The following is a 25,155-nucleotide window of genomic DNA, read 5'->3' as shown; positions in this document are numbered from 1 at the left end:
CGTTCGGCATGGCGGGGTCTCCTCTCACAGGCCATGTTCCGGACAACGGCGCACCGGCGACCGCTCGCATCGGCGTATGCACCTCAATCCCCCGTGATGGAGCCGAAATCCGTACCGGATCCCAGGAAGAATCCCGCAATCAGCAGGATGACCGTTCCGGGGACCATGAACGTCGTGATGACCATCGTCGCCTTCGGCACCGTCCGCGCCGCCCTGCGGCGGGCGAGCTGGGCGTCCGTGCGGCGCATGTCGGTCGCGATCTCGATGAGCGTGTCGACGATCGGGGCGCCCAGCTCCTCGCCCTGCTGCAACGCGGTGACGAGTTGGGCGACCTGCTCCGAGTCGTTGCGCTTGCGCAGTTCGTCGAACGCCTGCCGGCGGCTGACGCCCATGTCCATCTGGCGCAGGGTGATCCGCAGTTCGTCCGCCCACGGCCCCTCGTAGCGCTCGGAGACCCGGTCCAGCGCCTGGCGGAAGCCCAGGCCCGCGCTCACCACGACGGCCAGTACGTCCAGGAAGTCCGGCAGCGTCCGCTCGATGGCGTCCCGCCGCTCGCGGACCGCCGCCCAGATGCCGACCTCGATCCAGAACAGCCCGAAGCCCACCAGCAGCAGCGCGAGCAGGGGCTGCCCCTTGGCGAGCATGACCAGCGCACCGCCGAAACCCAGCGCGCCGTAGACGGCGCGGCGGGCCGCGTACCGGTCCACGGTCAGGCCGCCCGGGTTGCCCGCCCGGTCGATGCGCCGCCGCACCTTCGCCACGCGCTTGTCGCCCATCAGCCGCAGCACCAGCGGCGCGTACCGCATGCCGAGCCGGTCGACGGCCGAGCCGACGGCCGACGTGCGGGTGGCGCCGACCTCCAGGGCTAGCGCCAGGTCGGGCGGCAGCCTGGCCTCGCTGCGCAGGAGCGCGACGCCGTAACAGGCCCCCGCCACGGCCGCCCCGGCCGTCAGCGCCAGCAGGAATCCCATGAGCCCCATCGCCTCCTCCACCCCCTCACACGTCGATCTTCGACATCCGGCGGATGAGGAAGAACCCCAGCCCGTACAGGCCGAAGGCGGCCACGACCGCCACCTGCCCCAGCCAGTCGCCCGTCATCCGGTCGATCGAGCCGGGCGCGATCCGGTCCATCAGCAGCAAGGTCCCGATGCCCATCAACGGCACGACGTACGCCGTCACCGTCACCTGGGACAGCTGTGTGCGCACCTCGCGCCGCGTCTCCTTGCGCTCCTCCAGCGTCGCCGTGAGGTTCCGCAGGGAGCTGACGACCGTGCCGCCCGCGCGGTTGGAGAGCACCAGGGTCGTCACCAGCACCACCAGTTCGCGCGAGGGCAGCCGCTCGGCGAGCTCGCCCAGGGCCTCGTCGACGGAGTGGCCGACGGCGAGCTTGTCGGCGACCTTGGCGAGCTCCTCGCCCGCCGGGGCCTCCATCTCCTCGGCGGCCATGCCCAGGGCCGTACGCAGGGCCAGGCCGGCCTGGGTGGCGTTGGCCAGGATGCGCGACAGCTCCGGCAGCTGGTTGATGAACCTCTCGATCCGCTTGCGTCGCTGCCACGCCAGGAAGGCGTGGGCCGACCAGAGCGCGACGATCGCCGCCAGCGGCCCGAAGAACGGCGCGAGCACCGAGGAGGCCAGCAGCCACAGCCCGGCCGCCCCGCCCGCCACGCACGCCGTGAACTCGCCCACCGTGACGTCCAGCCCTGTCGACGCGATCCGCAGCTCCAGCCGCCCGCCGAAGCGCGTGGCGCGCAGCCACCGGTCCGTACGCCGGAAGTAGCGCGTCCGTCCGGCCGGCGGCGGGGGCGGGGCGTCGGAGAGTCGCTCGACCAGTGCCTGGTGGCGGTCCCGGCCGGTGACGTACGCCCGTACGCCCGCGACGGCGAGCGCCCCGCACAGGAGGGTGGCGCCGGCGGTCAGCGTCGCGAGGTCGCTCATGTCACCCATGCCTCATTCCGTTCTGCCCGGCCTCCCGGGTGGTGAGCTCGCTGGGGAACGCGGCGACGCCGAACGCGGGCGGTACGGACTCGTCGGCGAGCCGCAGCCGCTCGGCCACCCGCTCCGGGAGGGGGAAGTGCGCGAACGTCCCCCGTACGACGCGGTCGGGTCCCATCGGCTCGGCGTCGAACCGGCACACGGTCACGAGGCGGGAGCCCGCGCCCCAGCCGGCGCCGCCCGCGGAGTCGAGCAGCGCGATCTCCGCGATGCGGCGCGAGCCGTCCGCGTTGCGCGTGAGCTGGACCAGGCAGTCCACCGCGCTGTCGATCTGATCGCGCAACGCCTCGTAGGGGATGCTGACTTCCGACATCGACGCCAGCGTCCGCAGCCGCATCAGCGCGTCCTCGGCGCTGTTGGCGTGCACGGTCGCCAGCGAACCGTCGTGACCGGTGGACATGGCCTGCAGCATGTCGAGGGTCTCCCCGCCGCGCACCTCGCCCACGATGATGCGGTCGGGCCGCATGCGCAGGGAGTTGCGTACGAGGTCGCGGATGGTGATGCGGCCCTTGCCCTCGACGTTCGGCGGGCGCGATTCGAGCCGGATGACGTGCGACTGCTGCAACTGCAGCTCTGCCGCGTCCTCCACGGTGATGATGCGCTCGCCGTCCGGGATCAGCCCGGACAGGGCGTTCAGCAGCGTCGTCTTGCCGGCGCCGGTCGGGCCGGAGACGACGATGTTGAATTTCGCCCGTACGAGTGCCGCCAGCAGCATCAGCATGTGCTCGTCCAGCGTCCCCATGCCGATCAGCTCGCGCAGGGTGTAGGAGCGCGGGAAGCGCCGGATGGTGAGGGTCGCGCCGTTCAGCGCGAGGGGCGGAATAATCACGTTGACGCGCTCTCCCGACGGCAGGCGGGCGTCGACCATCGGATTCGACTCGTCCACGCGGCGGTTGACGGTGGAGACGATGCGCTCGATGGTCTGCATCAGCTGCTCGTTGGAGGCGAACCGCACGGGTACGAGCTCCACGCGGCCGGCCCGTTCGACGAAGACCTGGTCGGGCCCGTTGACCATGATCTCGGTGACGGACGGGTCCTCCAGGAGAGGCTCGAGCACTCCGAGCCCGAGCGCCTCGTCCACGACCCGCCGGATGAGGCGGTCGCGTTCGGCCGTCGACAGGACCGGGCCCTCGCGGCTGATGATGTGGCCCAGGACGCGCTCCAGGCGGGAGCGCCGTTCGCCGGCCGCGAGCGCCGACATCTCGGCGAGATCGATCTCTTCGAGCAGCTTCACGCGGTAGACGGGGACGAGGTGGTCCGACTCGCGCCCGTCGGGCGGGGCGTCCGGGGCGACGATGCGGGCGCGCAGGCTCATGGGGCGCCGCCCGGTGCCGCGATGGCGGTGGCCGCCGCCGGGCAGCGCATCGTCGCCCGGCGGGTGACGGTGAAGTCCGCGCCGGGGATGACCGCCGGTACGGTCACGGTGACCGTGGCGGTGACCTGTGTGTCGGCGGCGGTGCACGGCCGCGCGGCGACGGTCGCGTGGGCGGCGACCCAGCCCGTCATCGCCGCGTCGCCCGCCCCCGCGGGGGTGGCCTCCGGCTCGTCGAGAGTGGCGGTACGGGCTGCCGCGCGGGCGCCGGTGCCGGCCTGCTGGGCGGCGAAGGCCGCCAGGCCCAGGTGGAGGGCGGCCAGGGCGACGAGGAGGAGGACGGGGAGGAAGCCGAGGAATTCGACAGAGGCGGAGCCTCTGTCTTTCCCGGGGGCTCCGCCCCCGGACCCCCGGTCCTCAAACGCCGGACGGGCTGCTTGTTGCCCGGCAGGGGCTGATGGTCGTAACGCCATCAGTCCTCCCGTGCCACGCCGGCCGTGCTTTCCACCGGCCACGGCCAGTCCACCGAACCCGGGAACAGCACCGGCACCCGCAAGCGCACGCTCGCTCGGTAGACGCCGTCCTCCGGGCCGCAGCTGGGGGTGCTGTCCCAGGCGCTCGGCAGGTCGGACCGGGCTGCCGCCGGGCAGTCGCGGCCCACCGCGCCCGCGCGGGCGCCCTTGTCGGCCGCGTGGCCGGCCAGGGAGTAGGTGTAGCCGACCAGGACGCACTGCCAGACCACCGCCAGGGCTACGAGGATCAGGGGCAGCAGGCCCGCGAACTCCACCGCGATCTGGCCGCGGTCGCCGCCGCCGCGGCGGCGGAAGCGGCTCATCGGGAGGGGTGAGCCGCTGGGCACGGGGGACAGTTGGTCCGGGCCCGTGCCGCCGCTCGCGGGGGTCTCGGGGCCGCCGCCCCCTATGGCGCGGCGGCGCCGCAGCCCCCCGGTGAGGGACCGGTCGGCGTGCCCGGCGTGGGCGGCGCCGCCGCGTGGCGCGGGGGCGGCCAGGCCCAGTTCGCCGGCCAGGGCCCACAGGGCCTGGCGGACGCCGGAACGGGCGTCCAGGTCCTGCATGCGGCCGGCGTCGACGGCACCCTGAAGTTCCTTGTAGGCGGCGGGAATCGTCGTCCGGGCGGTGCGGGTGCCCGTGGTCCGGGCGACGAGGGGCGGCTGGATCTCGGCGGTGCGGGTGTGGCGGTTGACCACGGTCGTCGTCTCCTCGGGCTTGCGGATCTGCAGCCGTTCCCAGAGCCGGACCATGCGCTTGGCCGCCCTGACGGCCACCACGTCCGGCGTCGTGACCAATAAGGCCACGTCCGCCGTCTCGATCAGCGCCGCGCCGGCGGCCGTGATCTGCGTGCCGCAGTCGACGACGACGAGCTCGTAGCGGCCGCGGAGGGCGGCGGCGATCTGCCGTGCGGCGAGGTCGCCGACCTCCTCGCCGCGCTCGCCCTCCGCCGGGGCCAGCAGCAGGCCGAGCCCGGTGGGGTGCGGGAAGACGGCGTCCTGCAGCACGCGCGGCGAGATGTCGTTGATGCCCGCCAGATCGGCGATCGACCGCCGGAACTGCACGTCCAGATACGAGGCGACGTCACCCGACTGCAGGTCCAGGTCCGCCAGCGCCACGCCGCGCCCGGCCGCGCAGGCCGCGAGGGCGAGCTGGACGGCGGTGACGGTCGTGCCGACGCCGCCCTTGGCCCCGACCACCGCTACCAGCTTGCCGCCGGCGCCGCCGCCCGCCGCGCCGGGCCGGCCGTCGCCCGGCCCGCCCGCGCCCAGGTGGCGACGGACGCCCGTGGCCCAGTGGGCGGCGGCCTGGACGCGGGTGCCCAGCTCCTCGTACGAGAGCGGGAGTGCGGCGAGGCCGCGGGCGCCGCAGTCCATGGCGGCGGCGTACAGCGCGGGCCCGGCCTCGGCGCTGAGGAGGACGGAGCCGGTCGCCGGGAAGCGGAGGGCGATCTCACGGATGAGTTCGAGGGCGGGGACGGGCCCGAGCCGCTCGTGGACGAGGACGACCTCCGGCAGGTCCTCGACCGAGGCGGCGGCCAGCACGGCGAGCGTGTCGAGCAGACGGGTGGAGTCGCCGACGGTCTGCAGTGGTTCGACGCCCGGGAGCTGGCCGAGCAGCCCGCTGACGGCGCGGGCGGCGTCCGGGTCGCCGACGGCCGGGAGGATTCTGATCGTCACCGTGGCCCTGCCTCCATCCACAACAACCGCTGGACTCCTTCCGGGCTGTTTCCGCGCTACTTGTCGCCGTCGAGGGTGTACGTGCGGTCGGCGCCGCTGACCGTCCCGTCACCGCCGGGGGCGACGAGGGCGAGCCGCACGTGGGAGGCGAACGACTCGGCGTACGCCACGCGCTGCGCGTCCTTGGTGTCCAGGGCGAACGTGATCGGCACCGCCTCCCCGGCCTGCCGGGTCGTGGTGCCGCTCCCCCGGCTCTCCCCGTCCCGCTTGAAGGGGGCCAGCTTGCCGACGTCGATGACCTGGGCGCCGCTGACGATGACCTTCGAGACGGGCTTGGCGCCCTGCTCCTTGGCGTCGAAGGTGGCGTAGATGTTGACCTGTGAGCCCGGCCGGATCTTGCCCGCCACACCCGTCGCCGCGTCGATCATGATGGCGATCTCCTGCTTGCCGGCCGCGAGCGCGGGCCGGGCGACGATCATGTCGTGCTGGAGCAGCGAGCCCTTCCGCAGCGGGGTCACGGCGATCTTGCCGCGGAGGGCGGAGAGGTCGGTGACCGCGGTGGAGGGCAGCCAGCGCCGGGGCATGGAGATCTTCTCGAACGCTCCGGTCTCCCGTTCCAGGTCCTGGTAGGCGGGGACGTCGGCCTTCAGCCGGTAGGCGGTCGTCTCGGGGCCGACCTTCGACTCGGCGTCGTGGATGACCGAGAACACTCCGGCGAAGGCGCCGACGGCACAGAGGACCGACAGGAGCAGCAGGATGATCCCGCGGCGCTGGCGTGAATTCATGGGACGGCGAACCTCGTTCGGGACCTCGGTTGGGACCTCGGCTGGGACCTCGGTTGGGGATGTGACCGGGTGGTGGGCCGTCGGCGGGCCCGGCTCGCGGGCTCAGCGGCGGGCCGTCGGGGCGGCACGTGCCGTGGCCGCCGTGGCCGTGGCCCTCCGGCTGGTGCCCGGCGGCGGGTCGAGCGCGTGGGTGGTGCCCGTGCGCGGCACGGGCGCGGAGCAGAACCCGCAACGGTCACCGATGAGTTCGAGGCCGCACCAGTGGCACTCGTCCCGCCGTACGGAGGCGACGAGCTGGTACAGCACGGTCGGGTCGGGGATGGCGGCGGCGAACTCCACCGCGCGGTGGGTGCCCCACCAGCGCCGGGATTCGGCGGGCAGCGGCTCGATCTCCTGGACGCCCTGGACCCGCCAGGCCGGGGCGACGGTGTCGGTCACCCAGTCCTCGCCCTTGCGGGGCCTGCCCCGGGCCACGGTCATCCGCGTGGCGAAGCCCGGGCCGTCGGGCACCTCGCCCGTGGCCGTACGCACCAGCTGCCGGCCCGGGTTGACGAGCACGCCGAAGTGGGCGCCGGGCAGGAGGGAGGCGACGTGCGCGCCGAGGCCGACGTCCACCTGGTCGAGCCGGGAGACGGTGGCCAGCTGCGCGCCCGCGTAGATGTAGTGCGCGAGCAGACGCGCGGCGGACGCGAGCACGCCGGGGCTGAGGTCGGAGACGGACAACTGCCGTAGCTGGCGGGCCAGTACGGCCACCGCGAGCGGAGGCAGCGCCACCGGCAGCAGGGCCACGCGGTCGCTCTCCAGGACCGACCGCACGGTGTGCAGGCGCCGTACGTAGGCCGCCGGGAGGGTGTCGGGGTAGAGCACCACCAGATGGCCGCACTGCTCCAGCAGCAGGGCCGCCTGCGTGACCGCCGTCTCCAACGGCTGTGCCTCGGGGGGCTGGAGTACGGCGGCGGCCGGTGCGGGCCCGCCGGGCGGGGGGAGCACCAGGTCGGAGCTGGTGACCGCTATCGCAATCGGCACGTCGGCTTCCCCGTTCACTCCGGCCGCGGGGGCTCCGGCGGTCGCAGATCGATACTGCCCGGTGCTGGTGCCTCCGCACTTTATCCACGAATGGAGCGACTGAGAACCGTTCCTCGATTTTCGCCACGGGGCGGTGGGCGGACCGGAGTTCCGGCCCGCCCGGCGGCGGGAGCACAGGGTCGGCGGGGTGCGTGCGGCCGGCTCAGGGCAGAGACTCCGCCCCTTCCTCTTCCGCGGCGGGCTTGGGCAGCTCGCACCCCGGCAGGCCGAGGTCGAGCTTGTTGCCGGCGCCGAAGCACTTGGTGATGCCGTACGTCTGCTGGGCGTAGTTGATGCCCCGGCGGACGGTGATCTGGCCGTTCTCGTCGACCTCGCAGGGGTTGTTCATCGTGCAGCGCCCGCCGCTCTCGTTGCCCGTGTTGTTGACGGCGACGACCTTGCCGCTGTTGACGTCGACGACGGGCGAGCCGGAGGTGCCGCCTATGGTGTTGCACGACGGGGTGTAGCGGAGCGAGTCCTTCCAGGTCCAGTCGGCCTCGCGGAGCTGATGGACGAAGCCGTCGACGTTGCAGGTGTAGATGCGTTTCCAGTAGCCGGAGACGACCTTTATCGGGGTCCCGGCGGTGGGGTGGTCGCCCGAGAGGGCGAGGGCGCTGATGCCGTACTGCTGCTTGATCTTCGCGTAGGTGGTGTTCAGCTCGTACAGGGTGACGTCGGTGTCGGTCATCGTCGCGTACGAGATCTTGACGGCCCGCAGTGTGGCGACCTTGCCCGCGGTGGCGTTGAGAAGGCTGAAGCTCCGGCTGGAGGGCCGGTCGGTGATGACCTCGCCGGCGGCGGGCATGCCCGATTCCAGGCAGTGACCGTTGGTCAGGACGAGGGCGGGGTCGTCGTCGGCGGAGCCGGGCAGGCGGACCAGGGAACCGGAGCAGTTGCTGAGCGCGACGGTGCCGGCGAAGTCGACGGCCTTGGCGCCGGTCCGCTCCTCTCGCTCCTGCGGCGCCGCGCCGGCGGAGCCGATGCCGGCGACGGTCGCGCCGCTCGCGAACAATAGGGTCGTGAGCGCACAGACGAGGGGTCGTCTCATGGGGGGTGGTCCTCTCCGATCACACAACGCATTCGGATTGACGTGTGCATTGTTGGGGCCGGTGATACCGACAGGCAATCAGCCGGTCTGATGTGATGGGGAAGTTGGCCTGATTCACCCGCACGGCGGCGCTTGACCGGTTCATGTCATCAATCGAACACTGAGAAGGCTCACCCACCGCATTCGTCGCACGAACGGACCCCTCAGGAGGCCGCATGCGACCCCCCACCCCCCGATCCCCGCGCCGGCGCGTGCCGCACGGCAGACTCGCGACGGCCGCCACCGCCGTCGTACTGGCTCTGGCCATGGCCGCACCGGCGTCGTCGGACACGGCAGAACGGTCGCGGTCGTACGAGGTCACCGGGCCGAGGACCGCGGCCCAGCGCACCGCCGTCGCCGCGACCGGCGCGTCCGTCGACGCCGTGCGCCCCGGCTCGGTCGTCATCACGGCGGACGCCGCGCAGGCCGAGCGCGTCCGCCGCATGGGCTACGCGGTCCGGGTCCTGCCCGGGCCCCCCGACCGCAGCGACGGCCGCAAGGCCACTCCGTTCGACTTCCCGCCCGCGGACGCGAAGTACCACAACTACAAAGAGGCCATGGCGGAGGTCGACGCGAACGTCGCCGCGCACCCCTCCCTCATGAGCAAGCAGGTCATCGGCACGTCCTACGAGGGCCGGGACATCGTCGCCGTCAAGATCACCAACGCCGCGAAGAAGCCGCCCGGCACGACGGCGGCCAAGCCCGAGGTGCTCTTCACCGCCCACCAGCACGCCCGTGAGCACCTGACCGTGGAGATGGCCCTCTACCTGCTCAAGGAGTTCGGCTCCCAGTACGGCAAGGACGCACGCGTCACCAAGATGGTGGACGAGCGCGTGATCTGGGTCGTGCCCGACGTCAACCCCGACGGCGGCGAGTACGACATCGCCACCGGCAGCTACCGCAGCTGGCGCAAGAACCGCCAGCCCAACGCCGGCTCGTCCGCCCGCGGCACCGACCCCAACCGCAACTGGGACCACAAGTGGGGATGCTGCGGCGGCTCCTCCGGCAGCCCGGGCTCCCAGACCTACCGCGGCACCGCACCCGAGTCGGCGCCCGAGGTGAAGGTCGTCGCCGACTTCGTCCGCAGCCGGATCGTGGGCGGCAAGCAGCAGATCAAGGCCGCCATCGACTTCCACACCTACAGCGAGCTGGTGCTGTGGCCGTTCGGCTGGACCTCCAGCGACACCGCGCCGGGCATGACCAAGGACGACCGCGACGCCTTCGCGACCGTCGGCACGTCCATGGCGGCCAGCAACCGCTACACGCCCGAGCAGTCGAGCGACCTCTACATCACCGACGGGTCGATCGACGACTGGCTGTGGGGCAACCAGAAGATCTTCGCCTACACCTTCGAGATGTACCCGGGCCCGAGCGGCGGCGGGGGCGGCTTCTACCCGCCCGACGAGGTCATCGACCGGGAGACCGCCCGCAACCGCGACGCGGTGCTGCAACTGCTGGAGAACGCGGACTGCATGTACCGGTCCATCGGCAAGGAGGCACAGTACTGCCGGTGACCCGTACGGGCCCCCGAGCCGCGCCCGGGGGCCCGTGACCTCCACGGCCGGCGCGTTGACCAGGCACTTGGCGGGATGTTAGACAGCACGCAGCTCCACGCGCCCCACGTCGCGGAGAACGCGACACGATCTTCACGGGAGGCCCGCATGGCCGCCATAGCCGACGCAGCCGTCGCCCGCCTCGCCGAGGAGCGGGTCGACCACCGCTTCAAGGGCCTGCCCCCGGACGCGGCGGGCCGGACCGTCGGCGAGCTGGCGGCCGAGCGCCGCTCCCTGTTCACCGGCGGCTTCACCACCCCCGTGCTGGCCCTCTCCGCCGAGGCGCTCGACCACAACCTCGCCGTCATGGAGCGCTACTCCGCCGGGCACGGCCTGGCCTTCGCCCCGCACGGCAAGACCTCCATGGCCCCGCGGCTCTTCCAGCGCCAGCTGGCCCACGGCGCCTGGGGCATCACCGCCGCCACGGCCGCCCAGGTCCGCGTCTACCGCGCCTTCGGCGTCCGGCGGATCTTCCTCGCCAACGAGGTCGTCGACGCCGCCGCCCTGCGCTGGATCGCGGCCGAGCTGGCCGCCGACCCCGGCCTCCGGCTCATCACCTACGTCGACTCCGTGCGCGGCGTCGAACTGATGGACGCCACCCTGCGCGACGCCGGGGCCGGCCGCCCCCTCGACGTCGTCGTCGAGCTCGGCGCGCCCGGCGGCCGTACGGGCGTCCGCACGGAAGCCGACGCCACCCTCGTCGCGGACGCCGTCGCGGCGACCACCACCTTGCGCCTGGTCGGCGTCGCCGGCTACGAGGCGGAGATCCCGGACGCCGACGGAGAGCTCGTACGGGCCTGGATGCGCCGCCTCACCGGGATCGCCGTCGCCTTCGACAAGGAGGGCCGCTTCCCGGGTGTGGAGGAGATCGTCGTCAGCGCCGGCGGCAGCGCCTGGTTCGACGCGGTCGCCGAGGTCCTCGGGGAGCTCCCGACGCTGTCCGCGCCGGCGCTCAAGCTGCTGCGCTCCGGCGCGTACGTCACCCACGACGACGGCCAGTACCGCAACAAGACCCCCTTCAACCGGCTCCCCGAGGAGGGCGCCCTGCAGCCGGCCCTGCGCCTGTGGGCGCAGGTCGTCTCCCGTCCGGAGCCCGGCATGGCCTACCTCAACGCCGGCAAGCGCGACGTCTCCTACGACCTCGGCCTGCCGGAACCCCAGCTCGTCCGCTCCGCCCGGGACGGCTCGCTGCGCCCGGCGGCGGGCCTGACGGTGACACGGCTCGCCGACCAGCACGCGTTCGTGACCCTTTCCGGGGACACGGAGCTGGAGGTCGGGGACTGGGTGGGGCTGGGGCTGTCGCACCCGTGCACGGTGTTCGAGAAGTGGCCGCTGATTCCGCTGGCGTCGGCGGACGGCACGGTGACGGAGTACGTCCGTACCTTCTTCTAGCCCCCAGCGGAGCGGGGGTCCGGGGCGGAGCCCCCGGTTTCGGGAAGGGGCGGGGTGGGGGAAAGAACCCCTCCATGGACCTCGTCTTACGTGACGCACGCGTCATCGACGGCACCGGCCGCCCCTCCTACCGCGCCGACGTCGCCCTGGCCCACGGCCGGATCGCCGGGATCCACCGCGAGGGCACGGGCCCGAGACTGTCGGCACGCCGCGTCCTCGACGTCCACGGCCTGGCCCTCGCCCCCGGCTTCATCGACATGCACGCCCACAGCGACCTCGCCCTCCTCCGCGACCCAGCGCACACCGCCAAGGTCGCCCAGGGCGTGACGCTCGAGGTCATCGGCCAGGACGGGCTGTCGTACGCGCCGGTCGACGACCGCACCCTCCCCCAGATCCGCACGGCGATCACCGGCTGGAACGGCGACGGCAACGGCATCGATATCGATTTCGACTGGCGCACCGTCGGCGAGTACCTGGACCGGCTCGACCGTCGGGGCACGGCCGTCAACGCCGCCTACCTCGTACCGCAGGGTGCGGTGCGGATGCTGGCCGTCGGCTGGGAGAACCGGCCGGCCACCGCCGCCGAGCTGGGGCACATGAGGCGGCTGGTGGCCGAGGGGCTGGAGCAGGGGGCCGTGGGGATGTCGTCCGGGCTCACCTACCCGCCCGGGATGTACGCCGACGACGCCGAGCTGACCGAGCTGTGCCGGGTCGTGGCCCGGTACGGCGGCTACTACTGCCCGCACCACCGCTCGTACGGGGCGGGCGCCCTGGCCGCGTACGAGGAGATGATCGACCTGGCGCGGGCGGCGGGCTGCGCCCTGCACCTGGCGCACGCCGTCATGAACTTCGGCGTGAACACGGGGCGGGCCGGCGCGCTGCTGGCCCTGCTGGACGCCGCCCTCGCCGACGGCGCGGACATCTCCCTCGACACCTATCCCTACACACCGGGCTGCACCACGCTCGCCGCGCTGCTCCCGGGCTGGGCGAGCGAGGGCGGGCCGGAGGCGGTGCTGGCGCGGCTGCGCGACGACGCCACGGCCGGGCGGATCCGGTACGCCATGGAGGTGACGGGCGCGGACGGCTGCCACGGCGTGCCGGTCGACTGGGACACCGTCGAGATCTCCGGCGTGGCGGGGCCGGGCCGGGCGGAGTACGTGGGCCGGACGGTCGCCGACGCGGCGCGCGAGCGCGGCGAGGCGCCGTTCGCCACGGCCCGCCGGCTGCTGGTCGAGGACCGGCTGGGGCCGACGATCCTGCACCACGTGGGGCATGAGGAGAACGTCCGCGCGATCATGCGGCACCGTGTGCACACGGGCGGCAGCGACGGCATCCTGCACGGCGCGAAGCCGCATCCCCGCGCCTTCGGCACGTTTCCGCACTACCTGGGCCGGTACGCGCGTGAGCTGGGCGTGTTCTCCCTGGAGGAGTGCGTGGCGCATCTCACGTCGCGGCCCGCGGCCCGGTTGCGGCTGCCGGACCGGGGTCTCGTACGCGAGGGGTACAGCGCCGACCTGGTGCTCTTCGAGCCACGGACGGTGGCCTCCGGTGCCACTTTCGAAGCCCCGCGGACGCTTCCGACCGGCATTCCTTATGTCCTGATTGCCGGACGCTTTGTGATGGAAGACGGGCGCCGGACGGACGTTCTGGCGGGACGTACAGTCCGGCGCACTCCGGGGGGCTGAGGGGCCTCGCCCGGGCGGTCCCGGTGGGGCGGGAAAGGGCGCGCGTGCCGTCTGACGTCCCCGTATGGTGGCCGTCATGCAGGTGATCCAGTCAACGAAACTCGCCAACGTCTGCTACGAAATCCGTGGCCCGGTGCTCGAGGAGGCGATGCGGCTCGAGGCAGCAGGTCACCGCATCCTCAAACTGAACACCGGCAATCCCGCGATCTTCGGGTTCGAGTGCCCGCCGGAGATCCTCGAGGACATGCTGCGCAACGTCGGCGACGCGCACGGCTACGGCGACGCCAAGGGTCTGCTCGCCGCCCGGCGCGCGGTGGTGCAGCACTACGAGACCAAGGGCATCGAGCTGTCCGTCGAGGACGTCTACCTCGGCAACGGCGTCTCGGAGCTGATCCAGATGTCGATGCAGGCGCTGCTCGACGACGGGGACGAGGTCCTCGTCCCGGCGCCGGACTACCCGCTGTGGACGGCGTCCGTCTCGCTCGCGGGCGGTACGGCCGTGCACTACCGCTGCGACGAGCAGTCGGACTGGATGCCGGACCTGGCCGACATCGAGCGCAAGGTCACCGACCGCACCAAGGCCCTCGTCATCATCAACCCGAACAACCCCACGGGTGCGGTCTACGACGACGAGATGCTGCGCGGCCTGACGGAGATCGCCCGCCGCCACAACCTGATCGTCTGCTCCGACGAGATCTACGACAAGATCCTCTACGACGGCGTCACGCACACGCCCACGGCGGCCAACGCCCCGGACCTGCTGACCCTCACCTTCAACGGCCTGTCCAAGGCCTACCGCGTGGCCGGCTACCGCAGCGGCTGGATGGCGGTCTGCGGCCCCAAGGCGCACGCCGACAGCTACATCGAGGGCCTGACGATCCTGGCCAACATGCGCCTGTGCGCCAATATGCCGGCCCAGTACGCGGTGGCCACCGCCCTCGGCGGCCGGCAGACGATCAACGACCTGGTGCTGCCCGGCGGCCGGCTGCTGGAGCAGCGCGACGTCGCGCACGAGCTGCTGACCCGGATCCCGGGCGTGACGTGCGTGAAGCCGAAGGGCGCGCTGTACGCCTTCCCCCGGCTCGACCCCAAGGTCTACAAGATCAAGGACGACCGCCAGATGGTGCTGGACCTGCTCCGCGCCGAAAAAATCATGGTCGTGCACGGCACGGGCTTCAACTGGCCGGAGCCGGACCACTTCCGCCTGGTCACGCTGCCGAACGCCAAGGATCTGGCGGAGGCCGTGACCCGGATCGGGAACTTCCTGGACGGCTACAGCCAATAACTTTAGACGCTGTCTAAGTTAGGATGGCCTTCAGAGGTAACTCAGGAGGCCATCCATGTACGAACCGATCCGCACCAAGTCGGTCCACGCACACGGCCCGCACCGCTCCCGCGAGGAGGAGCTGGACATCCGGCTGGCGGGGCACTTCACGGCGCTGCTGACGGTGACGGACGAACTACGCGCACTGACCCCGGCGACCACCCTGGACGACGCGGCGGCACGCCTGGCCCAACGCGTGGAGCACCTGCGCGGCCACTCCCCCCTGCGCGCGGCCCCGACGCAGGGCGCCACCGACGCCGCCCATGTGACCGCCCTGCACCAGCGGGCGCACATGCTGGCGGGCCAGGCGCTGGTCGTCGCGACGCAGCGCGGCGACGCGGCGGGCGCGGCACTGGCGGCCGAGCGCATGCACGCTCACGCGGGGACGCTGGGGATCAAGGACGAGGCGTGACGGTGCGGGGGCCGGGGCGATTGAACGCGCGCCAGTGAGCACACCCCACCAAAACGCGAACCTTGATGATTGTCATGCGCGCGTCATGGACTACCGATGGTAAGCCGCTCGCCCATTGGGGCTCACACGTAACCAAATCACCAAGAGTTCATAAAGACTGACAGAGTGATAGGTTTCTTCTCGTTTGGCCTTATTTCGCCATTACGTCTGGCCGGGCTCTGCCTCGCGGGCATCTCCGCCCTCAGCTGCACCAGCACCGCGAGCTGCGTTTCGCGGCCTGACCGCCGGCGCCCTCCACTGCACCGCATCCGGTGCATCGCCTCGGAACTCTGACCTCGGAAAGAAAGAAACACATGTCTGCCAGACGTCCGCGCGTCGCGCTGATCGCTGGGCTTATAGCCTCCGGAGTCGCAGCCGGCCTGCTGACTGCCGCCCCCAGCCACGCTGTTGTTGGTTCCGCTGCCGAGGACGGCTCGTACGCCTTTACCGCCAAGCTCGACATCGGTAATGGCAAGCGCAGTTGTTCCGCCGCCCTGGTCGAGCAGCAGTGGTTGGTCACGGCGGCCAGTTGCTTCGCCGAGAATCCGGCCCAGGGCCTCAAGGTCACCGCCGGTGCCCCCCAATGGAAGACCACGGCCACCATCGGCCGCGCCGACCTCACCCGGGACACCGGCAGCGTGGTGGAGGTGGTGGAACTCGTCCCGCGCGACGACCGCGACCTGGTGCTGGCCAGGCTTGCCACGCCGGCCGCCGGAATCACCCCCATCGACATCGCCACCCACAAGCCCGTGGCGGGCGAGGAACTGCGTGTTACCGGCTACGGGCGCACCGAGGACGAGTGGGTCCCCGACCGTCTGCACAGTGCCGGCTTCACCATCGGGGCGACGGGTGCCACCTCGCTGGACCTGACCGGCAAGTCGCCCGGCGCGGCGATCTGCAAGGGCGACACCGGGGGCCCGGCCTTCCGCGACGTCGGCGGCCGATTCGAACTGGCAGCCGTCCATAGCCGCTCCTGGCAGGGCGGCTGCTTCGGCGAGGACGAGTCGCGCAGCGGTGCTGTCGAAACCCGCGTCGACGACGTCAACTACTGGGTGCGTCAGGTCATCTCGCGGTCCGACACAGCCAAGGGCGCCAATAAGCTGACCGTCTCGGGTGACTTCGACGGTGATGGCCGCGCCGACACCGCCGCCATGTACGGATACGACGACGGCTCGATGGCACTGTTCACCTTCCGTTCCACGCCCGACGGAGGCTTCGAGGAGCCTGTCAAGTCCTGGAGCACCAAGCCCGGGCAGTGGGCGTTCAAGAACGTCAAGCAGATCGTGGCAGGTGACTTCAACGGCGACGGCCGCTCCGACCTGGCCACCATGTACGGATACGACGACGGCTCGGTAGCCCTGTTCACCTTCCTCTCCGAGCCCGACGGCACCTTCCGCAAGGAAACCAAGTCCTGGAACACCAAGCCCGGCCAGTGGGCGTTCAAGAACGCCAAGCAGATCGTGGCAGGTGACTTCAACGGCGACGGCCGCTCCGACCTGGCCACCATGTACGGATACGACGACGGCTCGGTAGCCCTGTTCACCTTCCTCTCCGAGCCCGACGGCACCTTCCGCAAGGAAACCAAGTCCTGGAACACCAAGCCCGGCCAGTGGGACGTCAACAACGTCCAGATGGCAGCGGGCGACTTCGACGGCAACGGCCGAGCCGACATCGCCGCGTTCTACGGATACGGCGACGCCCGCGCCGCCCTGTTCACGTTCCTCTCCGAGCCCGACGGCACCTTCCGTAAGGAAAACAAGTCCTGGAACGCGCCCGCCAACAGCTGGTGGGGTCGCAACATGAGGATTGTCGCCGGTGACTTCGACGGCAACGGCCGAGCGGACATCGGTGCCATGTACGGCTACGGCGACGGCTCGGTGGCGCTGTTCACGTTCCCCTCGGACCCCGACGGCGGCTTCGGAACTCCGGTCAAATCCTGGAACGCCAAGCCCGGTGAGTGGAACGCCGGCAACGTTCAGCTCGTCACAGGTGACTACAACAGGGACGGTCGCGCCGACTTGGCCACGTTCTACAGCTACGGCAACGACAAGTCGGCCCTCTTCACCTTCACGTCCGAGTCCAATGGCGCGTTCCAAGCGCCGGTCCGGTCCTGGAGCGTTTCCGGCGTCTGAGACCTGGCACTGGGCAGAACCAGCACACCCTCATCGGCCGCCGACTCACGTCGGCGGCCTATCTGTGGAGACCATATGGATCACGTTCATCCCCCCGGGCGCAGAGGTCGCAAGGGCCAGGGCCTCATGGCCCTCGCCACTGCCTTGCTGGCCTGCGCCGCGACCGTACTCTCTCCCGGCGATGCGACCGCTTGGGCGTCAGCTTCTCCTTCGTCGAGCGCGGACAGTGCCCGCACGTCCACGGCCGCATCACCGTTGGGTGGAACTCTGTTCGACGACTTCCACTACGCAGGAGCGAGCGACCCCGATATCACCGCCCATGGCTGGACCATACGCGCCGGATCCGGCGGGCCCGGCCCAGCCGGCAGGTGGCGGCCGGACGCGGTGAGCTTCCCCGCTGACCCTTCTGCGGAGGGCGGCCGAGTGATGCAACTACGAGCCACGACGGACGGCACAGCAGCCGGCACGAGCCAGGCCCAGATCAGCACTCAACGTAAGTTCTATTCCGGCACCTACGCCGCTCGCGTCTATTTCAACAACAAGCCCACGGCTGGTCCCGACGGCGACCACCCCGTGCAGACCTTCTATGCCATCTCCCCGGAGAACTCGCTCTACAGCGAGCTGGACCACGAGTACCTGCCCAATGGCGGCTGGGGCGCGTCCGGCCCTTCGCACTTCACCACCGCCTGGCACAGCCTCCAGGACAGCGTCACCTACAACAAGAACAACGCCGTCAACTCACTACAGGGGTGGCACACCCTCCAGATGACCGCCGACGACGGCAGCGTCGTCTTCTACGTGGACGGCGAGCGGTACTTCAGCGCTGACTCGAAGTACTATCCGCGTGAGACCATGACCATCAACTTCAACCACTGGTTCCAGGACTTGCCGTTCACCGGTCAGTCCCGTACCTGGGACCAGAAGGTCAACTGGGTCTACTACAACAACTCAGCGTCCCTGGCACCGGCTCAGGTCGATGCCGCGGTCAAGGGCTACTACGCGAGCGGTACCCACTTCGTCGACACCGTGCCCAGGAACGCGGCACACGATTACAACGGCGACGGCATCAGCGACGTCTCCCAGACGTACAACTACGGCGCGAGCAATTCACCCGGCTGCGATCTGAGCGGCGCCAATCGCACCGCGATGTTCACGTTGGCCGGCAAGCCGGACTACTCCGGCGCGCTCAACGGTCTCGTCTCCCAAGCGGACTCCCCCTGCCTGCCCGGCAGCCCGAAGTTCGTCACTTCCGGCGACTTCAACGGTGACGGCAAGAGCGACATCGCCACGTTCCACGACTACGGCTCCGTCGGCTCCACCTGCAAGGGAAGCAACCATGTCGCCATTCTTGAATGGCTGGCCGATCCGAACGCGACCGGCACTCTGAGAGGCCCCAAGACGGTCTGGGAAAGCACATGCTGGGGAGGCGGGACGAAGTTCATGACCTCCGGTGACTACAACGGCGACGGCAAGAGCGACATCGGCCTGCTGTACGACTACGGCGGCAAGCACATCCGCCTGTTCACCCTCAGCGCCGCCAAGAACGGCGACGGCACATTCGGTGGAGTAGTCCCCCGCTGGGAATCAACCAACACCGTCGCCGACACCAGATTCATGACCTCCGGCGACTACAACGGCGACGGCAAGAGCGACATCGCCCTCTTCTACGACCACGGCACCAACGGAGCCACCTGCCAGGGCCCCGCCCACCAAAGCATCCACACCCTCACCGCAAACCCGAACGGTGACGGAGACTTCAACAACGGCGGCAACCCCACCAAGGTCTGGGAAAGCACATGCTGGGGAGGCGGCACGAAGTTCATGACCTCCGGTGACTACAACAGCGACGGCAAGAGCGACATCGCCCTGCTGTACGACTACGGCGGCAAGCACATCCGCCTGTTCACCCTCAGCGCCGCCAAGAACGGCGACGGCACATTCGGTGGAGTAGCCCCCCGCTGGGAATCAACCAACACCGTCGCCGACACCAGATTCATGACCTCCGGCGACTACAACGGCGACGGCAAGAGCGACATCGCCCTCTTCTACGACCACGGCACCAACGGAGCCACCTGCCAGGGCCCCGCCCACCAAAGCATCCACACCCTCACCGCGAACCCGAACGGTGACGGAGACTTCAACAACGGCGGCAACCCCACCAAGGTCTGGGAAAGCACATGCTGGGGAGGCGGCACGACATCCGTCAACTGACCGCTCGCTCCCGTCCTCGGCAACCTGGCCGCGGACGGGAGCGGGACGCGCCCCGAGGTGGGAAAGCGGTCTCAGCCCAGGCGCTCGACCAGGGCGCGGTACTCGTCCCACAGCTCCTTCGGGGTGTGGTCGCCGAAGGTGTTCAGGTGCTCGGGCACCAGCGCCGCCTCCTCGCGCCAGACCTCGGTGTCGACCGTGAGGAGGACGTCCAGGTCCTCCTCCGGCAGGTCGAGGCCCTGGGTGTCGAGCGCGGCGCGCGTCGGGAGGATGCCGATGGGGGTCTCGACGCCCTCGGCCTTGCCGTCCAGGCGCTCGACGATCCACTTCAGCACGCGGCTGTTCTCGCCGAAGCCCGGCCAGACGAACGAGCCCGCGTCGTTCTTGCGGAACCAGTTCACGTAGTAGATCTTCGGCAGCTTGGCCTGGTCGGCGTTCTTGCCGACCTGGATCCAGTGGGCCATGTAGTCGCCCATGTTGTAGCCGCAGAACGGCAGCATGGCGAACGGGTCGCGGCGCAGCTCGCCGACCTTGCCCTCGGCGGCGGCGGTCTTCTCGGAGGCGACGTTCGCGCCGAGGAAGACGCCGTGCTGCCAGTCGAAGGACTCCGTCACCAGCGGTACGGCCGAGGCGCGGCGGCCGCCGAAGAGGATGGCCGAGATCGGCACGCCCTTGGGGTCCTCCCACTCGGGTGCGGCGATCGGGCACTGCGAGGCGGGCACGGTGAAGCGGGCGTTGGGGTGGGCGGCCGGGGTGCCGGACGCGGGGGTCCAGTCGTTGCCCTTCCAGTCCGTGAGGTGGGCCGGGGCCTCCTCGGTCATGCCCTCCCACCAGACGTCGTTGTCGTCGGTGAGGGCGACGTTGGTGAAGACGGCGTTGCCCCACAGGGTCTTCATGGCGTTGGCGTTGGTGTGCTCGCCGGTGCCGGGGGCGACGCCGAAGAAGCCGGCCTCGGGGTTGATGGCGTAGAGGCGGCCGTCCTCGCCGAAGCGCATCCAGGCGATGTCGTCGCCGATGGTCTCCACGGTCCAGCCCGAGACCGTGGGCTCCAGCATGGCGAGGTTGGTCTTGCCGCAGGCGGAGGGGAAGGCGGCGGCCACGTACTTGGCCTCGCCCTGCGGCGGGGTGAGCTTGAGGATGAGCATGTGCTCGGCCAGCCAGCCCTCGTCGCGCGCCATCACGGAGGCGATGCGCAGGGCGTAGCACTTCTTGCCCAGCAGGGCGTTGCCGCCGTAGCCGGAGCCGTAGGACCAGATCTCGCGGTCCTCGGGGAAGTGCGAGATGTACTTGGTGGTGTTGCACGGCCACGGGACGTCGGCCTCGCCCTCGGCCAGCGGGGCGCCGAGGGTGTGGACGGCCTTGACGAAGAAGCCGTCGGTGCCGAGCTCGTCGAGGACGGCCTGGCCCATGCGGGTCATGGTGCGCATCGAGACGGCGACGTAGGCGGAGTCGGTGATCTCCACGCCGATCGCGGACAGCGGGGAGCCGAGGGGGCCCATGCAGAAGGGCACGACGTACATGGTGCGGCCGCGCATGGAGCCGCGGAAGATGCCCCCGTCGCCGTCCTTGCCCGTGAAGATCTCCCGCATCTCGGCGGGGGCCTTCCAGTGGTTGGTCGGGCCCGCGTCCTCCTCCTTCTCGGAGCAGATGAAGGTGCGGTCCTCGACGCGCGCCACGTCGCTGGGGTCGGAGGCGGCGTAGTAGGAGTTGGGGCGCTTGACCGGGTCGAGCTTGCGGAACGTGCCCTTGGCGACGAGCTCCTCGCACAGGCGCTCGTACTCGGCCTCGGAGCCGTCGCACCAGACCACGCGGTCCGGCTGGGTGAGGGCGGCAATCTGGTCGACCCAGGAGATCAGCTCCTGGTGGCTGGTGGGGGTGGTGGGAGCCGCACTGCTGCGCGCCACGATCGCTCCGTCCCGCCGGAACCCGCTGTCCGGCGTCAGATGTTGAGGGTGGAACGGGCCCTTATGTCCCGGCATACGCCGGTTTGGACCCGCCTCTGCACATGTATGCCCCTTGGGGGCTGCGACCCAGACGCTTCGTGACCGCTCATCCGGTGCCGCCCGCACTCATTTGATCATCCGACTCATCATCCGATCTGTCCAGGGGGCGCCCCCGTGACCATCGCCACGCGATACCGGCCCGTAACCTACGGTGGCGTAGGTAGCATGACGGGCATGACTTCCGCGCCCGACGCAGCGCGAATCGCGCCCTCCGCTTCCGCCGCGGCCGCGACCGCCGCCCCTCCCGATGTCATCCCCTCCCCCGTCGCCGCCGTGGTCAAGCCACGGCTGCGCGGCTGGCTGCACGCCGGAATGTTCCCGGCCGTGCTCGTCGCCGGCGTCTTCCTCACCGCGCTGGCGGACAGCACCCGGGGCCGGCTCGCCTGTGCGATCTTCGTGCTCACCGCCTGCCTGCTCTTCGGCATCAGCGCGCTGTACCACCGCGGCAACTGGAGCCCGCGGACGACGGCCGTGCTCCGCCGCCTCGACCACGCGAACATCTTTCTGATCATCGCGGGCACCTATACGCCGCTGACCATGCTGCTGGTGCCCGGCAGCAGAGGGCAGGTGCTGCTGTGGGCGGTCTGGGCGGCGGCCCTGGCGGGCATCGCCTTCCGCGTCTTCTGGGTCGGCGCGCCGCGCTGGCTCTACACCCCCTGCTACATCGCCATGGGCTGGGCCGCCGTCTTCTTCCTCCCGGACTTCCTGCGCAAGGGCGGCGTCGCCGTCCTCGTGCTGGTGATCGTCGGCGGCCTGCTCTACTCCGCGGGCGGCGTGATCTACGGAATCAAGCGCCCGAACCCCTCACCTCGGTGGTTCGGCTTCCATGAGGTCTTCCACTCCCTCACGCTGGCCGCCTTCGTCACGCACTACGTGGGCATCTCTCTGGTGGCCTATTCGCACGCCTGACATACCGGGCAACGACACCGGGCGCCTCACCCGCGCCCGCCACCCTCTCGCCGGCCGCGGCCTCGACGCCGCGGCCACCCGCCAGGCCAGCGAGGCCACCCCGGCCAGCACCACGGTCAGCACGGCCAGCTCACCGACCACCACATAGCCCCCGACGCATAACCCCGCCACCAGCACGGCGAGAGCGTTCACAGCGGCAACCGTCATGACTACCTCCGATCATTCACTGATCGTTCCCCTGCCCCGCACACAGCGTCACACACCGCACTGACAGTCAGTGTGGCATCAAGGATCCGGCCGGTCCCGGGCCCGGGCGGATGACCGAGAATGCAGGGCATGGCCTCAGCACAGACCTCCCCCACCGAGCAGCCCGAGCCCAGACTCGGGCTGCGCGAGCGGAAGAAGATCCAGACCCGCCGGGCGATCCGCGGCGCCGCCTACCGCCTCTTCGCGGAGCAGGGCTACGACGCCACCCCCGTCGACCGGATCGCCGAGGCCGCCGACGTCTCCCCCAGCACCGTCTTCCGCTACTTCCCCACCAAGGAAGACATCGTGCTCACCGACGAGTACGACCCGCTGATGGAAGCCGCCATCCGGGCCCGCCCCGCGGGCGAGCCGCCCCTGGAGTCCATCCGCCGGGGCGTCCTGGACGGCCTGCGCCACCTCGTCGACGCCGACCTCACCGAGCTCAGGCAGCGCACCCGGCTCGTGCACGAGGTGCCCGCGCTGCGCGGCCGGTCGGCGGAGGGCATGGCGCAGACGGGCCGCATGCTCTGCGGCGTCCTGGCCGAGCGCACGGGCCGCTCCCCGGACGACCTGGAGCTGCGGGTGGCGGTCGCCGCCGTCCTCGGCGCCATGCAGGAGGCGATGATGCACTGGGTCGAGCAGGGGCAGACCGAGGACCCGCTGGCCCTGATCGACCGCGCCCTGGGCGTACTCGTCCGCGGCCTCACACGCTGACCCGGATCGGCCTCTGACCCGGATCCCCCCTCAGCCGCCCAGCTTCTCCGCCAGGGCCTTCGCGTCGGCCGTGGGCGCGTCACAGGTGAAGTTCCGGCACACATAGGCCGCCGGGCGCCCGTCGAGCAGGGTGCGGCCGTGCAGGAGCGGTACCTCCTCGGAGCCCGGCTCGCCGACCGCGACCACCAGGCCGGGGGCCGTCGACAGCAGCGCCGTGTGGTGCAGCTGCCGGGTGACCGGATGATCGGCCTGGCCGACGACCGCGACCTCGCGCGGCCCGTCCAGCAGGGCCTCGGCCACCGCCAGCCCCCAGCTGATGAAGCGCGGCGCCTTCGCCCCGAGCGTGCGCACCACGCCCAGCGCCTTCTCCGCCGCCTCCCGGTGCGCGGAACTTCCGGTGTACGCGGCGTACGTCAGCAGGGCCCCGGCCGCCGCCGTCCAGCCGGAGGGCGTGGCGTTGTCGGTGGGGTCCTGGGGGCGCCGGATGAGGATCTCGGCGTCGTCGGCGGTGTCGAAGAGCGCCCCGTCGACGTCGGTGAAGCGGATCAGGACGGTGTCCAGGAGCAGCCCCGCGAAGTCCACCCACACGCCCTCGCCGGTGACGGCGGACAGGGCCATGAAGCCCTCGGCGACGTCCGCGTAGTCCTCCAGGACCCCCGCGTGGCCGCCGGCGACGCCGTCCAGCGAGGTGCGGTACAGCCGCGCGTGCCAGTCCATGTGGGTGCGTACCAGCAGGTCGGCGGCGTCCGTGGCGGCCTGGACCAGGTCCGGGCGGTCGAAGTAGGCGCCGGTCTCGGCGAGCGCGGCGATGGCCAGCCCGTTCCAGGCGGCCACGATCTTGTCGTCCCGTCCCGGGCGGGGCCGCTGCTCGCGGGCCGCCAGCAGCCGGGCCCGTACGGAGGCGACCTTCCCGGCGTCCCACAGCTGTTCGGTGTCGGGCAGCCGCAGGACGGAGGCGCCCTCCTCGAAGGTGCCCTCCTCGGTCACCCCGAAGTGGACCGCCGCCATGGCCGCGTCCGCCTCGCCCAGCACCTCTCGCAGCTGGCGCGGCGTCCACACGTAGTACGCGCCCTCGACGTGCTTGCCCGTGCCGTCGTCGCTGTCGGCGTCCAGCGCCGAGGCGAAGCCGCCCTGCTCCGTGCGCAGTTCGCGGACCATGAAGTCCGCCGTCTCCAGGGCCACGCGCCGGGCCAGCTCCGAGCCGGTGGCCCGCCACAGGTGGGCGTAGACCCGGCACAGCAGGGCGTTGTCGTAGAGCATCTTCTCGAAGTGGGGCACCACCCAGCCGGCGTCCACCGCGTAGCGGGCGAAGCCGCCGCCGAGCTGGTCGTAGATGCCGCCGCGGGCCATCGCCTCGCACGTGGCCCCCGCCATCTCCAGGGCCGCCGCCGAGCCCGTGCGGACGTAGTGGCGCAGCAGGAACTCCAGCGTCATGGACGGCGGGAACTTCGGCGCGCCGCCGAAGCCGCCGCGCACGGCGTCGAACTCCCGGGTCAGCCCCAGCAGCGCGGCGTGCGCCTCCTCGGCGCCCGGGGGCCGCGTGGTGTCCACGGACAGCGTCCGGTCCGCCAGGTCCCGCACGATGCGCCCCGCGACCTGGCCCACCTCGTCCCGCCGGTCGCGCCACGCGGCGCGGACGCCCTCGAGGACCTGGACGAAGCCGGGCATGCCGTGCCGGGGCTCGGGCGGGAAGTAGGTGCCGAAGTAGAACGGCTCGGCGTCGGGGGTGAGGAAGACCGTCATGGGCCAGCCGCCCTGGCCGGTGGCGGCCTGGACCGCCTCCATGTACACGGCGTCGATGTCGGGCCGCTCCTCGCGGTCGACCTTGACGGAGACGAAGTGCTCGTTGAGGTAGGCGGCGGTCGGCTCGTCCTCGAAGGACTCGTGTGCCATGACATGGCACCAGTGACAGCTGGAGTACCCCACGCTCAGCAGCACCGGCACCCCCCGCCGCCGGGCCTCGGCGAAGGCCTCGGGGGACCAGGGCCACCAGTCGACCGGGTTCCCGGCGTGCTGGAGGAGGTAGGGGGACGTCTCGTGCGCCAGACGGTTCGGCATGGGGCCCATCCTTCCCCACGGCAGCACGAAACCGGGGCTCCGCCCCGGACC

At 71.1% G+C, this 25,155-nt stretch carries 19 protein-coding genes; 9 read left to right on the top strand and 10 right to left on the bottom strand.

The window, feature by feature from the left end:
* Nucleotides 1–83: 83 nt before the first annotated feature.
* The 8 genes from ABZ956_RS00900 to ABZ956_RS00865 form a co-directional block, all read right to left on the bottom strand.
* Nucleotides 84–971 carry a DUF5936 domain-containing protein gene (locus ABZ956_RS00900; protein WP_361886601.1) on the bottom strand — a complete coding sequence of 296 codons (888 nt, stop codon included), beginning with the start codon at nt 969–971 and terminating at the stop codon, nt 84–86.
* Nucleotides 972–996: 25 nt separating this feature from the next.
* Entirely contained in the window at nt 997–1,935 is a 939-nt protein-coding gene (locus ABZ956_RS00895; RefSeq protein ID WP_361886598.1) for a type II secretion system F family protein, read from the bottom strand.
* A 1-nt stretch (nt 1,936) separates the two neighbouring features.
* Complete coding sequence (locus ABZ956_RS00890; protein WP_361885023.1) at nt 1,937–3,307, bottom strand: CpaF family protein; 1,371 nt, start codon at nt 3,305–3,307, stop codon at nt 1,937–1,939.
* The gene (locus ABZ956_RS00885) at nt 3,304–3,777 is read right to left on the bottom strand and encodes a TadE/TadG family type IV pilus assembly protein (protein ID WP_361885021.1); all 474 of its coding nucleotides are present in this window, start codon (nt 3,775–3,777) and stop codon (nt 3,304–3,306) included. The genes ABZ956_RS00890 and ABZ956_RS00885 overlap by 4 nt, the downstream gene beginning before the upstream one ends.
* Nucleotides 3,777–5,492, bottom strand: coding sequence for a TadE/TadG family type IV pilus assembly protein (locus ABZ956_RS00880; RefSeq protein WP_361885019.1), 1,716 nt, complete (start codon nt 5,490–5,492; stop codon nt 3,777–3,779). The genes ABZ956_RS00885 and ABZ956_RS00880 overlap by 1 nt, the downstream gene beginning before the upstream one ends.
* A 56-nt stretch (nt 5,493–5,548) precedes the next feature.
* Nucleotides 5,549–6,277, bottom strand: a complete 729-nt coding sequence (gene cpaB, locus ABZ956_RS00875; RefSeq protein WP_361885017.1) for a Flp pilus assembly protein CpaB — start codon at nt 6,275–6,277, stop codon at nt 5,549–5,551.
* Between the two features lie 102 nt (nt 6,278–6,379).
* On the bottom strand, nt 6,380–7,303 hold the full coding sequence (locus tag ABZ956_RS00870) for a hypothetical protein (RefSeq protein WP_361885015.1): 924 nt from the start codon (nt 7,301–7,303) through the stop codon (nt 6,380–6,382).
* A gap of 202 nt (nt 7,304–7,505) precedes the next feature.
* Nucleotides 7,506–8,390 carry a serine protease gene (locus ABZ956_RS00865; protein WP_361885013.1) on the bottom strand — a complete coding sequence of 295 codons (885 nt, stop codon included), beginning with the start codon at nt 8,388–8,390 and terminating at the stop codon, nt 7,506–7,508.
* A 215-nt stretch (nt 8,391–8,605) separates the two neighbouring features.
* Between ABZ956_RS00865 and ABZ956_RS00860 the strand changes: the two genes are divergently transcribed.
* From ABZ956_RS00860 to ABZ956_RS00830, 7 genes are all read left to right on the top strand, one after another.
* Complete coding sequence (locus ABZ956_RS00860) at nt 8,606–9,943, top strand: M14 family metallopeptidase (RefSeq protein WP_361885011.1); 1,338 nt, start codon at nt 8,606–8,608, stop codon at nt 9,941–9,943.
* 147 nt (nt 9,944–10,090) lie between these two features.
* Nucleotides 10,091–11,374, top strand: a complete 1,284-nt coding sequence (locus tag ABZ956_RS00855; protein ID WP_361885009.1) for an amino acid deaminase — start codon at nt 10,091–10,093, stop codon at nt 11,372–11,374.
* A gap of 74 nt (nt 11,375–11,448) precedes the next feature.
* Nucleotides 11,449–13,059, top strand: a complete 1,611-nt coding sequence (locus ABZ956_RS00850) for a D-aminoacylase (RefSeq protein ID WP_361885007.1) — start codon at nt 11,449–11,451, stop codon at nt 13,057–13,059.
* Nucleotides 13,060–13,135: 76 nt separating this feature from the next.
* Nucleotides 13,136–14,344, top strand: coding sequence for a pyridoxal phosphate-dependent aminotransferase (locus ABZ956_RS00845; RefSeq protein WP_361885005.1), 1,209 nt, complete (start codon nt 13,136–13,138; stop codon nt 14,342–14,344).
* A gap of 55 nt (nt 14,345–14,399) precedes the next feature.
* On the top strand, nt 14,400–14,795 hold the full coding sequence (locus ABZ956_RS00840; protein ID WP_361885003.1) for a hypothetical protein: 396 nt from the start codon (nt 14,400–14,402) through the stop codon (nt 14,793–14,795).
* A 353-nt stretch (nt 14,796–15,148) separates the two neighbouring features.
* Nucleotides 15,149–16,966 carry an FG-GAP-like repeat-containing protein gene (locus ABZ956_RS00835; protein ID WP_361885001.1) on the top strand — a complete coding sequence of 606 codons (1,818 nt, stop codon included), beginning with the start codon at nt 15,149–15,151 and terminating at the stop codon, nt 16,964–16,966.
* Between the two features lie 426 nt (nt 16,967–17,392).
* A complete protein-coding gene (locus tag ABZ956_RS00830) occupies nt 17,393–19,177 on the top strand; it encodes an FG-GAP-like repeat-containing protein (protein ID WP_361884999.1) in 1,785 nt (594 codons plus the stop codon).
* 71 nt (nt 19,178–19,248) lie between these two features.
* Here the strand turns inward: ABZ956_RS00830 and ABZ956_RS00825 are convergent, their stop codons facing one another.
* Nucleotides 19,249–21,078 (bottom strand): phosphoenolpyruvate carboxykinase (GTP), encoded by a 1,830-nt coding sequence (locus ABZ956_RS00825; protein WP_361884997.1) that lies wholly within the window; start codon nt 21,076–21,078, stop codon nt 19,249–19,251.
* A 273-nt stretch (nt 21,079–21,351) separates the two neighbouring features.
* Here ABZ956_RS00825 and ABZ956_RS00820 point away from each other — a divergent pair, with 273 nt between their 5' ends.
* On the top strand, nt 21,352–22,086 hold the full coding sequence (locus ABZ956_RS00820; RefSeq protein ID WP_361884995.1) for a hemolysin III family protein: 735 nt from the start codon (nt 21,352–21,354) through the stop codon (nt 22,084–22,086).
* Between the two features lie 327 nt (nt 22,087–22,413).
* Nucleotides 22,414–23,046 carry a TetR family transcriptional regulator gene (locus ABZ956_RS00815; RefSeq protein ID WP_361884993.1) on the top strand — a complete coding sequence of 211 codons (633 nt, stop codon included), beginning with the start codon at nt 22,414–22,416 and terminating at the stop codon, nt 23,044–23,046.
* 30 nt (nt 23,047–23,076) lie between these two features.
* Here ABZ956_RS00815 and ABZ956_RS00810 read toward each other — a convergent pair whose 3' ends face one another.
* Nucleotides 23,077–25,104, bottom strand: a complete 2,028-nt coding sequence (locus tag ABZ956_RS00810; RefSeq protein WP_361884991.1) for a thioredoxin domain-containing protein — start codon at nt 25,102–25,104, stop codon at nt 23,077–23,079.
* Between the last annotated feature and the right edge of the window lie 51 nt (nt 25,105–25,155).

Source organism: Streptomyces sp. NPDC046261, from assembly GCF_040646235.1.
Lineage (GTDB): Bacteria > Actinomycetota > Actinomycetes > Streptomycetales > Streptomycetaceae > Streptomyces.
Note: the sequence above shows the minus strand (reverse complement) of the source record. Positions and strands in the feature narration are given on the sequence as shown.

Bases quoted from the DNA above. Each gene is read 5' to 3' on its own strand.
- ABZ956_RS00900 (WP_361886601.1), bottom strand. From the start codon at position 971: ATGGGATTCCTGCTGGCGCTGACGGCCGGGGCGGCCGTGGCGGGGGCC.
- ABZ956_RS00895 (WP_361886598.1), bottom strand. From the start codon at position 1,935: ATGAGCGACCTCGCGACGCTGACCGCCGGCGCCACCCTCCTGTGCGGG.
- ABZ956_RS00890 (WP_361885023.1), bottom strand. From the start codon at position 3,307: ATGAGCCTGCGCGCCCGCATCGTCGCCCCGGACGCCCCGCCCGACGGG.
- ABZ956_RS00885 (WP_361885021.1), bottom strand. From the start codon at position 3,777: ATGGCGTTACGACCATCAGCCCCTGCCGGGCAACAAGCAGCCCGTCCG.
- cpaB (WP_361885017.1), bottom strand. From the start codon at position 6,277: ATGAATTCACGCCAGCGCCGCGGGATCATCCTGCTGCTCCTGTCGGTC.
- ABZ956_RS00865 (WP_361885013.1), bottom strand. From the start codon at position 8,390: ATGAGACGACCCCTCGTCTGTGCGCTCACGACCCTATTGTTCGCGAGC.
- ABZ956_RS00860 (WP_361885011.1), top strand. From the start codon at position 8,606: ATGCGACCCCCCACCCCCCGATCCCCGCGCCGGCGCGTGCCGCACGGC.
- ABZ956_RS00855 (WP_361885009.1), top strand. From the start codon at position 10,091: ATGGCCGCCATAGCCGACGCAGCCGTCGCCCGCCTCGCCGAGGAGCGG.
- ABZ956_RS00850 (WP_361885007.1), top strand. From the start codon at position 11,449: ATGGACCTCGTCTTACGTGACGCACGCGTCATCGACGGCACCGGCCGC.
- ABZ956_RS00845 (WP_361885005.1), top strand. From the start codon at position 13,136: ATGCAGGTGATCCAGTCAACGAAACTCGCCAACGTCTGCTACGAAATC.
- ABZ956_RS00840 (WP_361885003.1), top strand. From the start codon at position 14,400: ATGTACGAACCGATCCGCACCAAGTCGGTCCACGCACACGGCCCGCAC.
- ABZ956_RS00835 (WP_361885001.1), top strand. From the start codon at position 15,149: ATGTCTGCCAGACGTCCGCGCGTCGCGCTGATCGCTGGGCTTATAGCC.
- ABZ956_RS00830 (WP_361884999.1), top strand. From the start codon at position 17,393: ATGCAACTACGAGCCACGACGGACGGCACAGCAGCCGGCACGAGCCAG.
- ABZ956_RS00820 (WP_361884995.1), top strand. From the start codon at position 21,352: ATGACTTCCGCGCCCGACGCAGCGCGAATCGCGCCCTCCGCTTCCGCC.
- ABZ956_RS00815 (WP_361884993.1), top strand. From the start codon at position 22,414: ATGCAGGGCATGGCCTCAGCACAGACCTCCCCCACCGAGCAGCCCGAG.
- ABZ956_RS00810 (WP_361884991.1), bottom strand. From the start codon at position 25,104: ATGCCGAACCGTCTGGCGCACGAGACGTCCCCCTACCTCCTCCAGCAC.